The organism is Clavibacter sp. GW821-FHT01D01, assembly GCF_059422605.1.
This window is the reverse complement of sequence record NZ_JBWKXC010000004.1, coordinates 99,352-113,122: the sequence shown is the minus strand read 5'-3', so window position 1 is coordinate 113,122 and position 13,771 is coordinate 99,352. Positions and strand designations below refer to the sequence as shown.

The window sequence follows — 13,771 nt, the reverse complement described above, 5'->3', positions numbered from 1 at the left end:
GGGCGTGGTGTCCTCGCCCGGTGGACATCGCCCCGCCCCCGTCACCCGCGCCCGCCCCGCCCCCGCCGTTCCCCGTGCTCGGCGTCGCCGCGCCGCTCGTGGTCAGCGTCGCCGTCTGGGCCGTCACGCGCTCGCCGTACGCGCTGCTGTTCGCGGCCCTCGGGCCCGTCGTCGCGGTGGCGGGCGTCGCCGACCAGCGCATCGGCGGCCGCCGGTCGGCCCGTCGTGCCCGGCGGGAGGCGCGGGCGGCAGCCGAGCGCCTGCACGCGGAGGTCCGGGCCCGCATCGCGGCCGCGCGCGTGCTCCTGCGCTCCCGCGCGCCGTCCGCGCGCGGCATCCTCGACGGATCCGCCAACCCCGCGCTCCTCTGGCGCACGGATCCCGGCGGCGACGGCGCCGCCTCGGTCCTCGTCCTCGGCACGGGGGAGGTGCCGAGCGGCCTGGTGTGGCGCGGTGACCCCCACGCGCTCGTGCCGGAGGAGTCGCCCGCCGAGCGGGGGCGCCTCCTCGTCCCGTCGCGCGGGGTCCCCTCCCGCCGGATCCTGCCCCGCCGGCCCGCGTCCCGCCGGCACCCCGCGGCGGATCGACCCGCGGCCCGGTGGGCGGATCTCGTCGGCTGGGTCCCGGACGCCCCCGTCCTCGTGCCCGCGGCCGGGGGCCTCGGCCTCCGCGGCGCACCCGCCGTGGTCGCGCCCGTGCTCCGCGGCGTCGTCGTGCAGCTCGTGCACGCGCTCCCGCCCGACGACCTCCGCATCGTGTCCCGTCCGCCCGACCCCGCGTGGGACTGGATCGCGCGCCTTCCGCACGCCGCCGACCTGCGCGAGGAGGCGCCCGACGCGGGCGGAGCCTCCGAGGCGGGAGCGTCGTGCATCCGGTTGCGCATCGGCGCGCGGGAGGTCGTGCTGGCCGCCGCCCGGCGCGTCGAGGCCCTCCCCGCCGCGTGCCGCACGGTGCTGGACGTCGGCACCCCCGGGTCCGCGCGCGTCCTCGCCGCGGGTCCCGCCGCGGGTCCCGCCGCGGAGGACGCCGCGCCCCGCCTCGCGGGCCGGGCGACCGGCGCCCTCGCGCTCGACGATGACGGGGACGAGGCCGGGACGCCGCGGCTCACCCGCACGGGCCGCGTGCGGCTCGAGCTCGTCTCGCTCCGCGAGGCGGAGCGCCTGGCCGACGAGCTCGCCGACCTCGCCCGCCGTCGCGGCCTGGCGGCGGCCCGGGCGCCCCTCCCCGCACGGGTGCCCTTCGCCGACCTGACGGCTCCAGCGGGCACGGCTGCGGGCGGGACCCGCGGTCTCGCGGCCGTCATCGGCGTCGGGCACGCGGGTCCCGTCGCCGTCGACCTGGTCGCGGACGGCCCGCACGCGGTCGTCGCGGGCACGACGGGCAGCGGCAAGAGCGAGCTGCTCGTCACGTGGATGGCGGCGCTGGCCGCCGCGCATCCGCCGGAGGAGGTCACCGTGCTGCTCGTCGACTTCAAGGGCGGCGCCGCGTTCGACCCGCTGCTCGTCCTCCCGCACGCAGTGGGCCTCGTCACCGACCTCGACGGCCAGGGCGCCCACCGGGCCCTGGACAGCCTGCGGGCGGAGGTGCGCCACCGCGAGCGGACCCTCCGGGCGTGCGGGGCACGCGACGTCGACGACCCCGCGGCGGCCGGGGCGCTGCCGCGCCTGGTGATCGTGGTCGACGAGCTGGCCGCCCTCCTCGCCGACCAGGACGGGCTGCACGAGGTCGTCGCCGACGTCGCCGCGCGGGGCCGGTCCCTCGGCATGCACCTGGTCCTCTGCACGCAGCGGCCCGCGGGCGTCGTGCGCGACTCCGTGCTCGCGAACTGCGACCTGCGGCTGTCCCTGCGCGTCAACAACGAGGCCGACAGCAGGGCCCTCCTCGGCACGGCCGAGGCGGCCGGCCTCGCGGACGCCCCGGTCGGGCGCTGCCTCGTCGCCGCCCACGGCGCGCCGGCCCGTCCGGTCCAGGTGGCGGTCACGACGGCGGACGACCTGGCGCGCATCGCCGCCGCCCGGACCGCGCGGGCCCCCATCCGGCGCCCGTGGTCGGATCCGCTGCCCCCGCGCGTCCCGCTGGCGGCCCTCGCGGAGGTCCCTGCTCGAGAGGCGGCATCCGGCCCGTCCGCGCCGTCGTCCGGGCCCGACGCGCCCGCCGCGGCGGACGGCCGCGGCCCCGCCGTCCCGTTCGCCCTCGTAGACCTGCCCGCCGAGCAGCGCCGGACGACGGCCGTCTGGCGGCCCGCCGTCGACGGCCACCTCGTGGTGGTGGGCGGCACCGGGTCCGGCCGCAGCACCTGCCTCCGCACGCTGTCGGCGTCGGCCCGGGCGCGGGGCGTCGCGGTGCACGAGGTCCCCGGCGACGTCGAGGGCTGCTGGGACGCCGTCGCGGCGGTCGTCGCGCGGATCCGGCGCCCCGACGGCCCGCGCGGCCCCCTGCTCGTGCTCCTCGACGACCTCGACGTCGCGGTGTCCCGCCTGGCTCCCGAGCACCAGGCCGCCCTGCTCGAGATGATGGCCGTCGTGGTCCGCGAGGGCCCGCACGCCGGGGTGGCGCTCGCCGTCTCGGGCCGCCGGGCGGGCGGGCCGCTGCAGGCGGTCGCCGCCGCCGCGGGGCCGCCGGTGGTCCTCGCCCTGCCGTCGCGCCAGGAGCACCTGCTGGCGGACGGGGAGCCCCGCCTCTTCGACCCCCGGGCGACTCCGGGCTCGGGGGAGTGGCGGGGCGAGCGGATCCAGGTGGCGCTCCCGCCCGACGGTGCCATGGGCACGGCGGGGGCCGCGGGCGCGGCGACCACGGCGGGCGTGCCAGCGTCGGCCGCAGATCCGGCACCCCGCCTCGCGCTCGACGGCCGCCACGTGCATGCGCTCGTCACCCCGTCGCCCGCGCTCGCGATCGCCCGCCTCCGCGGATGCGGCGTCGACGCGGTCGAGGCGGACCGCCTCCCCTCCGGCTGGTCGCCGGATCAGCCGTTCGCGGCCGAGTCGGCCGGAGCGGGCGCGTGGGGCGGCGCGCACGCGGTCGGTCGCGACGGCATCCGGCCGCGCGTCGTCGTCGCGGACCCCGACGCCTGGCTCCTCCGCGGCCCGCTCCTCGCGGCGCTCCGCCGCACCGGCAGCGTCGTGCTGGAGGGCTGCGCCCCGCGGGACGCGCGCACGCTCCTGCGCGTCCGCGAGGTGCCGCCGCCGCTCGCACCGGTCCCCGGCCGGGGCTGGATCGTCGCGCCGGACGGCCGCATCGACCGCTGCTCGTGGCCGCCCGTCACCGCCGCCGCATCCGAGCCCGCCGCGCACCCGCCGACCGCGCACCCGCCGACCGCGCACCCGACGACCGCGCCCCCGCCGACCGCGCACGCCGCAACGGAGCGTCCGGAGGGCCACGCACCCGGCGGGCTCCACCCTCTCGGGCCGGCGCCCGCGGTCAGCCGATGAGCGAGGGCGACACCCGGATCTCGCCGACGGGCGCGCCGCCGCCGAGCACCACGAGGTCGAGCTCGGGGCGCACGCGCTCCACGTCCCCCGGCGTGATCGCGCCCGCCTGGGCGAGCAGCTCCAGCGCCACGATCGTGGACGCCCGGAGGCTCCCGTCGAGCGTCTTCGACGCCACCGTGGTGCCGTCCGGCGCCGTCATGATCATGATGCCCTCGGCGCCGCCCTTGGCGAACAGCCCGAGGCGCTCGATCACGACCGTGTTCGCGCGGCCGGGGCCGTCGATCGCCCAGCCGTGGGCGCGCACCGCCGCGGTGAGCGCCGCCGCGTGGCGGTACAGCGCGAAGGGCGAGCCGGGCGCGGAGGTCGCGATGCGGTGGATCCCGCGCGCGAGCGCCGTGAGCGACATCGCGTGCACGGGAGCGCCGCACCCGTCGATGCCCGTGGTCGCGATGCGCTCCCCCGTGAACCGCTCGACGACGTCGCGGATGCGCACCTGAAGGGGGTGGTCCGGGTGCAGGTAGTCGTCGGTCGACCAGTCGTTGGTCACGCACGCGAGCAGCATCGCGGCGTGCTTCCCGGAGCAGTTCATGTAGACGGGGGAGGCGGGGATCCCGGCGCGCACGAGCTCGTCGCGGGCGGCCCGGTCCAGCGGCCAGTCGGCGGGGCAGCGGAGGGCGGACTCGTCGAGGCCCGCCTTCGCGAGGATCCCGCGCACGACCTCCACGTGCCGCGCGGTCGCCGCGTGGCTGGCCGTGGCGAGCACGTGCTCCTCCTCGGTCAGCTCCGCGCCGCTCGCGAGCACCGCGAGCGCCTGGAAGGGCTTCATGCTCGAGCGGGGGAAGACGGGCGTCGTCGCGTCCCCCGCCTCGCGCAGCACCTCGCCCGCGGGCGAGAGGACGACGGCCGCGCCGATGTGGCGCGACTCGACGAACCCGCTCCGGTCGAGCACCGCGAGCTCGACGGCGCCCTGGACGGGGATGGTCTCGACGGCGGCCGCCATCACAGCGCCCGGAACGCGTCGGCGATCACGCCGAGGGCGTCGTCGAGCAGCGCCTCGGAGATGGCGAGGCTCGGCAGGAAGCGGAGGACGTTCCCGTACGTGCCCGCCGTGAGGATGATCACCCCGTGGGCGTGGCAGTGCGCCGCGATGGCGGCGACGGCCTCGGCGTTGGGCTCCTTGGTGGTGGATCCGGTCCCGGGCTGCACGAGCTCGATCGCGACCATGGCGCCGATGCCGCGCACGTCGCCCACGATGTCGTGCTCCGCCTGCAGCGCGCCCAGCGCGCGGTGCAGGTGCTCGCCGATCCGCGTGGCCTCCGCGAGGAGGCCGTGCGTCTCGATGGCCTCGAACACGGCCACGGCCGCGGCCGCGGCCACGGGGTTGCCGCCGAACGTGCCGCCGAGCCCGCCGGCGTGGGCGGAGTCCATGATCTCGGCGCGGCCGGTCACGCCCGCGAGCGGCAGGCCGCCCGCGATGCCCTTGGCCGTGAGCACGAGGTCCGGCACCAGGCCGAGGTGCTCGCTCGCGAAGAAGCGCCCGGTGCGCGCGAGCCCGCTCTGGATCTCGTCCGCGATGAACACGACGCCGTTCGCCGTGCACCACTCCTGCAGCGCCGGCAGGAAGCCGTCGGCGGGCACCATGAAGCCGCCCTCGCCCTGGATGGGCTCGGCCACGACGCACGCGAGGTCGGTCGCGCCGATGCGCTTCTCGAGGTACGCGATCGTGCGGGCCGCGGCCTCGGCTCCGGAGAGCCCGTCGTGGTAGGGGTAGGAGCTCGGCGCGTGGTAGACGTCGCCGGCGAAGGGGCCGAAGCCGGTGCCGTACGGCGAGGCCTTGTAGTTCATCGCCATGGTGAGGTTGGTGCGCCCGTGGTAGCCGTGGTCCAGCACCGCCACCGCACGCCGGCCCGTGTGCTTGCGCGCGATCTTCACGCCGTTCTCCACCGCCTCCGCGCCCGAGTTCACGAGCACCGTGCGCTTCTCGTGCGTGCCGGGCGTGTGCTCCGCGAGGAGCTCCGCCACGCGCACGTACTCCTCGTAGGGCGTCACCGTGAACAGCGTGTGGATCACGTCGCCGAGCTGCGCCGTCGCGGCGTCCACGACCTCCTGCCGCGTGTGGCCGACGGTGGTCACGCCGATGCCGGCGCCCAGGTCGATGAAGCGGTTGCCGTCCACGTCCTCCACGATCGCGCCGTGCGCCCGGGCCACGTAGACGGGCAGGAGGGACGCGACCCCGGGCGGCACCACGCGCGTGCGGCGCTCGTGCAGCGCGCGCGAGAGCGGGCCCGGGATCTCCGTCAGGACGCGTCGCTCCTGCGGCACCTGCGGGCGCGCGTCGCGGTCGGTCGCGGCGGGGGAGCCGGGGGCGGTGCCGGCGGGGGTGCCGACCAGGGCGGAGTCCAGGGTGTCAGTCATGATCCGGCGAGCCTACCCGCGCGGACAGCGGGGTCCGGGAGGGCCGCGGCCCGGTTCGCTACCGTGGTCCCATGCAGATCGAGCACCGCTACGCCCTGTCCCTCGAGTGGACGGGCGACCGCGGATCCGGCACGTCCGACCACCGCGCGTACGGCCGCGACCACGTCGTGCGGGCGGCCGGGAAGCACGACCTGCTCGGCTCCGCGGACCGCCCCTTCCGCGGCGACGTCGACCGCTGGAACCCCGAGGAGACGCTCCTCTCCGCGCTCGCCCAGTGCCACCTCCTCAGCTACCTCCACGCGGCGGCCTCGGCCGGCGTCGTCGTCGTCGGCTACGCGGACGAGCCGACCGGCACCATGCGGCAGACGGACGGCGGGGGCGGCCACTTCGTCGAGGTCACCCTGCGTCCCGTCGTCACGGTGCGCGACGCCGACCAGGCGGAGCTGGCCGCCTCCCTGCACCAGGCCGCCTCCGAGCGGTGCTTCATCGCGAGCTCCGTCAACTTCCCGGTGCGCCACGAGCCGCGCACGGTGGTGGCCGGGACCGCCGACGCCGACGCCTGATCCGCGGCGGCACCCCGCCCGCATCGCGCCGACCCGGATCCCGGTGGTCCCCACGCGGTCCCTGTCAGCCGTCCCCCTGCCGCGTCAGGCAGACTGTCCGGGTCCCTCCTCCATACCTGGTGCGTCCGGCGCGCCGATGAAAGCGACTCCCGTGAAGCGACGCATCCCCCTCACCCTGGCCGCGGCCGCCGTCCTGGCGCTGTCCGCCTGCACCGGCGGAGGCACCACCACCGCGGACCCGAGTGCGAGCCCGACGGCCGGCGCGCGCACCGCGGGCGCGTCCTGCATCGACACGCCCTCGGGCGACGCGTCGGAGTCGGTCGAGGTCTCCGGCGACTTCGGCTCCGCCCCGGAGGTCACGGTCGACGGGCCGCTCACGGTCGAGACGACCGAGCGCACGGTGGTCACGGAGGGCGACGGCGCGGAGATCGAGGCCGGCGCCACGGCGGACATCGCGCTCGCCGCGTACAACGGGACGACGGGCGAGGCCATCTCGCAGCTCGCGTACAACGCGGAGACCCCGCTGCCCGCCACCATGAACGACGGCGCCCTCGTGCCCGGGGTCGTCCGCGCGGTGGAGTGCACCACGGTCGGCTCGCGCATCGTCGCGGTCGTCCCCGCGGCCGACGGCTTCGCCGGCGAGCAGGCCACGCAGCTGGGCCTCGGCGCCGACGACCCCATCGTGATCGTGGTCGACGTGCTCAGCCAGGCCGCCACGCGCGCCGACGGCGTCGACCAGCCCGCGCCCGAGGGCTTCCCCGAGGTGACCCTCGCGGACGACGGCGCCCCCACCATCACCATCCCGGACGCCGACCCGCCGACGGAGACGCGGATCGCGAACCTCAAGGTGGGCGACGGCGAGGAGGTCACCGACGGCGCCAGCGTCACGGTGCAGTACACGGGCATCAACTGGAACACGAAGAAGGTGTTCGACTCCAGCTGGGACCGCGGACAGTCCGCCACGTTCGTCACCTCGCAGGTCATCCCGGGCTTCACGAAGGCGCTCGTCGGCCAGAAGGTCGGCTCGCAGGTCATCGCGATCATCCCGCCGGCCGACGGCTACGGCGACGCGGGCTCCGGCGAGGACATCGGCGGCACCGACACCATCGTGTTCGTCGTCGACATCCTCGGCACCCAGCCCGCCGCCGCAGGCCAGTAGGTCCGCCGTGCGCCGCGTCATCGTCCTCGGGTCCACGGGCTCCATCGGCGTGCAGGCCCTCGAGGTCATCGCACGCCACCCGGAGCTCTTCGAGGTGGTGGGGCTCGGCGCCGGCAGCAAGCGGGAGGCCCTCGCCGAGCAGGCGCGCGTCGCCGGGGTCGAGCACACCGCCCTCGGGGCCGACGAGGCCGAGCAGCTCATCCGCACGGTCGACGCCGACGTGGTGCTCAACGGCATCACCGGATCCGTGGGGCTCGGCCCCACGCTCGCCGCGCTCGAGGAGGGCCGCACCCTCGCGCTCGCCAACAAGGAGTCGCTCATCGTCGGCGGCGAGCTGGTCCGATCCCTCGCGGCGCCCGGCCAGCTCGTCCCCGTCGACTCGGAGCACTCCGCGATCGCGCAGGCGCTGCGCGGCGGAACGGCCGAGGAGGTCCGCCGGCTCGTGGTCACGGCCTCGGGCGGGCCCTTCCGCGGGCGCACGCGGGCCGAGCTCGAGCACGTGACGCCGCGCGAGGCGCTCGCGCACCCCACCTGGGACATGGGGCTCGTCATCACCACGAACTCCTCGACCCTCGTCAACAAGGGCCTCGAGGTCATCGAGGCGCACCTCCTCTTCGACGTGCCCTACGACCGCATCGACGTGGTCGTGCACCCGCAGTCGCTCGTGCACTCGATGGTCGAGTTCATCGACGGGTCGACGCTCGCGCAGGCGTCGCCGCCCGACATGCGCCTCCCCATCGCCCTCGGCCTGAACTGGCCGCACCGCATGCACGACGTCGGCGTCCCCATCGACTGGACCCGTGCCGCGACGTGGACCTTCGAGCCGCTCGACGACGAGGCGTTCCCCGCGGTGCTGCTCGCGAAGCGCGTCGGCGAGGCGGGGTCGACCTACCCGGCCGTCTACAACGCCGCCAACGAGCAGGCCGTGCAGGCGTTCCACGCGGGACGCGCCGGCTTCCTCGACATCGTCGACACCATCCGCCGCGTCGTCGACGCGCACGAGACGGCGTCCGGGCCCCTCACGCGCGAGTCGCTGGCGGAGGCGGAGCGCTGGGCGCGGGCCGAGGCCGACCGGGTCCTCGCCGTCTGATCCCCGTAGCGCCTCACGGGTCGGCGCCCGCCCCGTAGCCGCGACCTCGCCCCGGAGGGGTCGCTCCGGCGCGGTGCGGGCCGGCCCAGGCGCGCGCGGGGAGACGCGGCTCCGTCATCCGGCTGCAGGGCGGCTGCCCTGCCGACGTCCGAGCGCCGTCCGCGGCTCCGCCGGCGACAGAGCGCAGGGAGGCGGATCCGCGGTCGTCCGACCCCCGGTTCGCGACAGCGCCGCCATCGGCCGACTCCGCGGCCAGGTCCCAGCTCCGCCGTCCTGCGGCCGACTCCGCGGCCAGGTCCCAGCTCCGCCGTCCTGCGGCCGACTCCGCGGCCGGGTCCCGGCTCAGCCGTCGTGCGGCCGACTCCGCGGCCGGGTCCCGGCTCAGCCGTCGTCGGACCCGCCGTTCCCGTTCCCGTTGCCGTTCCCGACCCCGCCGTTCCCGTTGCCGTTCCCGTTGCCGTTCCCGTTCCCGTCGTCCTCCGAGGTGGGCGTGGGCGACGGCGTCGGCGTCGGCGAGGGCGTGGCCGTCCGGGTGGGCGTCGGCGTCGGCGTCGCGGACGGCGTGGGCGTGACGGACGGCGTCGCGCTCTCCGACGGCGCGGGCGTCGGCGTCGGCGTGGAGTCCGCGGCCTCGCGCGCGGCCTCCAGCTCGGCGCGGACGGCGTCGATGCGCGCGATGACGTCGTCGTGCCGGGCCTGGTCGATGGTCCCCTCGGCGAGGTCCTCCTCGGCCGCCGCCCGCAGCTCCTCGAGCTGGGCGAGGGCCTTCTCGTAGTCGCCGTCGGCCGAGGACCGCGTCACCGCGAGCGTCCGCTGCTGGAGGTCGTCGAGGGCGCGTTCGGCGGGCGTCGCGGAGCCGGCGCATCCGGCCAGCAGGAGCAGCGCCGTCGTCGTCGCCGCGAGGCCGACGGCGACGCGCGCACGGAACGGCCGGCGTCCGTCGGCGCGGCTGGCGGTGCGGTATGGGGTGCGGATCACGGGGCGTCCTCCACGCTCTTCTGCAGCTCCTCGAGGCTCGCACCGAGGGGTCCGGGCACGGACGGGTAGGAGACGCTCCCGTCCTGCGACGACGTGTACGTGACGACGCCCACGACAGCCGCAGCGGCGACGAGGACGGAGACGACGGCGATGCTGAGCGTCCGGGCGCCGCGCCGCGCCGCCGGATCCCGGTCCGCCGAGGGTCGCGCGGCAGCGGGGGAGGTGCGGGGGGCGTGCGCGGTCGCGGCGTCGGCGCGTGCGGCGGGCGGCGTCGGCGCGGCGGCGAACCTCTCGGTGCGGGCATCCGGATCCGCCGCGGCCGGGTGGGCGGCGGCCGGGTAGGCGGCCGTCGCGCCGAGCCCCGTCGCGCCGAGTCCCGCGGCGGCGGGCATCACGCGCGTCGAGGCGGCGGTCGGCTCGTCCACGGCCGACGCGGGCGCCCGCCCGGTGCGGAGCTCCGCGGCCACCTCGCGCGCGGTCGGACGGGCGGCGGGATCGCGTCGGGTCATGCGGGACAGCAGGTCGACCCACGCCGGGCCGAGCCGCGCGGGGACCTCCGGGTCGCGCACCACGCGGGCCATGGTCGACTCCGCGGCCGTGCCCGGGAAGGTGCGCCGGCCCGTCAGGCACTCGAGGAGCACGAGGCCGAGCGCGTACACGTCGGTGGGCGCGCCGACCTCCTCGCCGAGCGCCTGCTCGGGGCTGAGGTAGCTGACGGTGCCGACGATGGATCCCGTGGAGGTGAGCCGCGTGCCGTCCACGAGGCGGGCGATGCCGAAGTCGGTGAGCTTCGCGGCGGCGGGCTCGTCGTCGTCCTCCGGCGTGGCGAGCAGCACGTTCGCGGGCTTCACGTCGCGATGCACGACGCCCCGGCGGTGGATGTAGCCGAGCGCGTCGGCGAGGATCCCGCCGATGCGGGCGACCTCGGGCCCGGGCAGCGGGCCCTCCTTCATGCGGTCGGCGAGCGTGGTGCCGTCGACGATCTCCATGACGATGAACGCGAGCACGCGGTCGGCGACCACGTCGTCGCCGACGTCGAAGAGGGTCACGAGGCCGGGGTGGCTGAGGCCCGCGAGCATGCGCACCTCGCCCTCCTGGCGCTCGACCTCGCCGGGGTCGGCGGAATCGGTCGCGAAGACCTTGACGGCCACCTCGCGGCCGAGCGTCTCGTCGTCGGCGCGGTACACGGTGGCCATGCCGCCGCGTCCGAGCAGTCCGCTGATGCGGTAGCGGCCGGCCAGCAGCGTGCCGGCGAGTCCGTCGGTCCGTTCTCCGGGCATGGGAGCACCTCTCGTCACGGGTCTCCAGCCTAGACCGCGGCTCCTGGCGGGACCCCGGGCGGCGTCGCCGCCCGATCGCGGGCGACGCCGGCGGATCCGCGCCACGGCGGCGTCCGCCCAGGGTGCGCGAGGTAGCCTCTCCCACCATGGACGGCGTCTTCCTCTACATCCTCGGGGTGCTCATCATCGTGGTCGGCGTCGCCGTGTCCATCGGGCTGCACGAGGTAGGGCACCTGGTGCCCGCGAAGCTCTTCGGCGTGCGCGTCACGCAGTACATGATCGGCTTCGGGCCGACGATGTTCAGCCGCCGGAAGGGCGAGACCGAGTACGGCGTGAAGGCCATCCCCCTCGGCGGCTACATCTCCATGATCGGCATGTTCCCGCCGCAGAGCTCGCGCGCCGGCACCAGCAGCACGGGCATCGCGCAGCTGGTCGGGCCCGACAGCCGGCGCCCGGCGGGCACCGCACCGACGACCGACGTCGCGGATCCCGCCGGCACCGCGACCGCCACGGCCCCAGACGCCGGCGGCACCGGGGACGGCGACGACCGCGCGGGCCGCGGCTTCTTCGACCTCCTCGTGCAGGACGCCCGGCGTGCGAGCGCCGAGAGCATCGGCGACGACGAGGACCGCGCCTTCTACAAGCTGTCCGTCCCGAAGCGCATGGTCATCATGCTCGGCGGGCCGGCGATGAACTTCCTCCTCGCCATCCTGCTGTTCGCCGTCGTGCTCTGCGGCTTCGGCGTCACGACCCCGACCACCACGGTCGGGCAGGTCAACGCGTGCATCGTGCCCGCCGGCTCCACCGCCTCGGCCGACGCCGCCACCTGCCCCGCGGGGGCGCCGGCCGCGCCCGGCGCCGCCGCCGGGCTCCAGCCGGGCGACACGATCGTGAGCATCGACGGCACCGAGATCACCGCGTGGGACCAGGTCACGGGCATCGTGCAGGTGTCCGCGGGCCGCGAGCTCGACGTCGTCGTGGAGCGCGACGGCGCGCGCGAGGCCCTGGCCATCACGCCCGTCCTCACGGAGCAGGCCGTCATCGGGTCCCGCGGCGCCCCGGAGGTCGACGAGCAGGGCGCCCCCGTCACGCAGGAGGTCGGGCTCATCGGCTTCAGCCCCACGCAGGCCGTGCAGCGGCAGCCGCTCTCGGCGGCCTTCGCCACCACGGGCGAGAACATGGCGGCGGTCGGGAACCTCATCCTGAACCTCCCCCAGCGTCTCGTCGACGTCGGCCGCGCCGCGTTCGGCGGCGGGGAGCGTGACCCCAACGGCCCCATGAGCGTGGTGGGCGTGGGCCGCGTGGCGGGCGAGATCGCCAGCCTCGACGAGACCCCGGTCGCGTCCCGCGCGTCCGCCATGGTCGGCCTGGTGGCGTCCCTCAACGTCGCGCTCGGCATGATCAACCTGCTCCCGCTCCTGCCGCTCGACGGCGGGCACGTGCTCGGCGCCGTCGTGGAGGGCGTCCGCCGGTTCGCGGCGAAGCTGCTCGGCCGCCGGGACCCCGGCCCCGTGGACGTCGCGAAGCTCATGCCGCTGACCTTCGTGGTCGTGATCCTGTTCGGCGCCATGAGCGCGCTGCTGATCTTCGCCGACCTGGTGAACCCGGTCCGCCTCACCTGACCCGCGGCCCCGCGGCCGTCGCGGCCGCCCGCGCCCCCGGCGCACCGGGTGCGCAGGAATCGGACGTAGGCTCTTCTCCGTGCCAGCAGTCAATCTCGGAATGCCGAAGGTCCCTGAGGTCCTCGCGCCCCGCCGGAAGACCCGTCAGATCAGCGTCGGCAAGGTGAAGGTGGGCGGGAACGCCCAGGTCAGCGTCCAGTCGATGACGACGACGCAGACCACCAACATCAACGCCACGCTCCAGCAGATCGCCGAGCTCACGGCCACCGGCTGCGACATCGTGCGCGTCGCGGTCCCGCACCAGGACGACGCGGACGTGCTGCACATCCTGGCCAAGAAGAGCCAGATCCCGATCATCGCGGACATCCACTTCCAGCCCCGGTACGTGTTCACGGCCATCGACGCCGGCGTCGGCGCCGTGCGCGTCAACCCGGGCAACATCCGCAAGTTCGACGACCAGGTGGGCGCCATCGCGAAGGCCGCCAAGGCCGCGGGCGTCTCCATCCGCATCGGCGTGAACGCCGGGTCCCTGCACCCGAGCCTGCTCCAGAAGTACGGCAAGGCCACGCCCGAGGCGCTCGTCGAGTCCGCCGTCTGGGAGGCCAGCCTCTTCGAGGAGCACGACTTCCACGACTTCAAGATCTCGGTCAAGCACAACGACCCCGTCATCATGGTGAAGGCCTACCGCCTGCTCGCCGAGCGCGGCGACTGGCCCCTGCACCTCGGCGTCACCGAGGCGGGTCCCGCGTTCCAGGGCACCATCAAGAGCGCCACCGCGTTCGGGATCCTGCTCTCCGAGGGCATCGGCGACACCATCCGCGTCTCCCTCTCCGCGCCGCCCGCGGAGGAGGTCAAGGTGGGCCTGCAGATCCTGCAGTCGCTCAACCTCCGCGAGCGGAAGCTCGAGATCGTCTCCTGCCCGAGCTGCGGCCGGGCGCAGGTCGACGTCTACTCGCTGGCCGAGCAGGTCACCGAGGGCCTCAAGCACGTCAACGTACCGCTGCGCGTCGCCGTCATGGGCTGCGTCGTCAACGGTCCGGGCGAGGCCCGCGAGGCCGAGCTCGGCGTCGCGTCCGGCAACGGCCGCGGGCAGATCTTCGTCAAGGGCGAGGTCATCAAGACCGTCCCCGAGGCCGAGATCGTCCAGACGCTCATCGAGGAGGCCAACCGCCTCGCCGCGGAGATGCCCGCCGGATCCATCGGCAGCCCCGAGATCCTCGTCTGACCCCCCTTCTC

Annotated in this window: 10 protein-coding genes; 6 read left to right on the top strand and 4 right to left on the bottom strand. The window is 76.1% G+C overall.

Annotation, left to right across the window (positions count from 1 at the left end; translation table 11 throughout):
- Positions 1-20: 20 nt before the first annotated feature.
- On the top strand, positions 21-3,428 hold the full coding sequence (locus tag AC07VC_RS07590; protein WP_494676245.1) for an FtsK/SpoIIIE domain-containing protein: 3,408 nt from the start codon (positions 21-23) through the stop codon (positions 3,426-3,428).
- Here AC07VC_RS07590 and AC07VC_RS07585 read toward each other — a convergent pair.
- Both AC07VC_RS07585 and gabT read right to left on the bottom strand, forming a co-directional pair.
- Positions 3,418-4,428 (bottom strand): asparaginase, encoded by a 1,011-nt coding sequence (locus tag AC07VC_RS07585; RefSeq protein ID WP_494676244.1) that lies wholly within the window; start codon positions 4,426-4,428, stop codon positions 3,418-3,420. The genes AC07VC_RS07590 and AC07VC_RS07585 overlap by 11 nt on opposite strands.
- The gene (gabT, locus tag AC07VC_RS07580) at positions 4,428-5,843 is read right to left on the bottom strand and encodes a 4-aminobutyrate--2-oxoglutarate transaminase (protein WP_494676243.1); all 1,416 of its coding nucleotides are present in this window, start codon (positions 5,841-5,843) and stop codon (positions 4,428-4,430) included. The genes AC07VC_RS07585 and gabT overlap by 1 nt, the downstream gene beginning before the upstream one ends.
- A 71-nt stretch (positions 5,844-5,914) precedes the next feature.
- On the opposite strand from gabT, the gene AC07VC_RS07575 reads away from it, so the two are divergent.
- From AC07VC_RS07575 to AC07VC_RS07565, 3 genes are all read left to right on the top strand, one after another.
- Positions 5,915-6,406: an OsmC family protein gene (locus AC07VC_RS07575; RefSeq protein WP_494676242.1), complete on the top strand. Its 492-nt coding sequence runs from the start codon at positions 5,915-5,917 to the stop codon at positions 6,404-6,406.
- 151 nt (positions 6,407-6,557) lie between these two features.
- On the top strand, positions 6,558-7,565 hold the full coding sequence (locus AC07VC_RS07570) for an FKBP-type peptidyl-prolyl cis-trans isomerase (protein WP_317230609.1): 1,008 nt from the start codon (positions 6,558-6,560) through the stop codon (positions 7,563-7,565).
- 7 nt (positions 7,566-7,572) lie between these two features.
- Positions 7,573-8,655: a 1-deoxy-D-xylulose-5-phosphate reductoisomerase gene (locus AC07VC_RS07565; RefSeq protein ID WP_317230610.1), complete on the top strand. Its 1,083-nt coding sequence runs from the start codon at positions 7,573-7,575 to the stop codon at positions 8,653-8,655.
- Between the two features lie 381 nt (positions 8,656-9,036).
- Here AC07VC_RS07565 and AC07VC_RS07560 read toward each other — a convergent pair whose 3' ends face one another.
- Together AC07VC_RS07560 and AC07VC_RS07555 are read right to left on the bottom strand one after the other, a co-directional pair.
- Positions 9,037-9,633 carry a hypothetical protein gene (locus AC07VC_RS07560; protein WP_494676241.1) on the bottom strand — a complete coding sequence of 199 codons (597 nt, stop codon included), beginning with the start codon at positions 9,631-9,633 and terminating at the stop codon, positions 9,037-9,039.
- Complete coding sequence (locus tag AC07VC_RS07555; protein ID WP_494676240.1) at positions 9,630-10,913, bottom strand: serine/threonine-protein kinase; 1,284 nt, start codon at positions 10,911-10,913, stop codon at positions 9,630-9,632. Before AC07VC_RS07555 ends, AC07VC_RS07560 begins: the two co-directional genes overlap by 4 nt.
- 146 nt (positions 10,914-11,059) lie before the next feature.
- On the opposite strand from AC07VC_RS07555, the gene AC07VC_RS07550 reads away from it, so the two are divergent.
- Together AC07VC_RS07550 and ispG are read left to right on the top strand one after the other, a co-directional pair.
- Complete coding sequence (locus AC07VC_RS07550; RefSeq protein ID WP_494676239.1) at positions 11,060-12,535, top strand: M50 family metallopeptidase; 1,476 nt, start codon at positions 11,060-11,062, stop codon at positions 12,533-12,535.
- 79 nt (positions 12,536-12,614) lie between these two features.
- Entirely contained in the window at positions 12,615-13,760 is a 1,146-nt protein-coding gene (gene ispG / locus AC07VC_RS07545; protein WP_012038846.1) for a flavodoxin-dependent (E)-4-hydroxy-3-methylbut-2-enyl-diphosphate synthase, read from the top strand.
- The last annotated feature ends 11 nt before the right edge of the window (positions 13,761-13,771 follow it).

Coding starts and splice junctions, on each gene's coding strand:
- AC07VC_RS07575 (WP_494676242.1), top strand. CDS start 5,915: ATGCAGATCGAGCACCGCTACGCCCTGTCCCTCGAGTGGACGGGCGAC.
- gabT (WP_494676243.1), bottom strand. CDS start 5,843: ATGACTGACACCCTGGACTCCGCCCTGGTCGGCACCCCCGCCGGCACC.
- AC07VC_RS07585 (WP_494676244.1), bottom strand. CDS start 4,428: ATGGCGGCCGCCGTCGAGACCATCCCCGTCCAGGGCGCCGTCGAGCTC.
- AC07VC_RS07550 (WP_494676239.1), top strand. CDS start 11,060: ATGGACGGCGTCTTCCTCTACATCCTCGGGGTGCTCATCATCGTGGTC.
- AC07VC_RS07555 (WP_494676240.1), bottom strand. CDS start 10,913: ATGCCCGGAGAACGGACCGACGGACTCGCCGGCACGCTGCTGGCCGGC.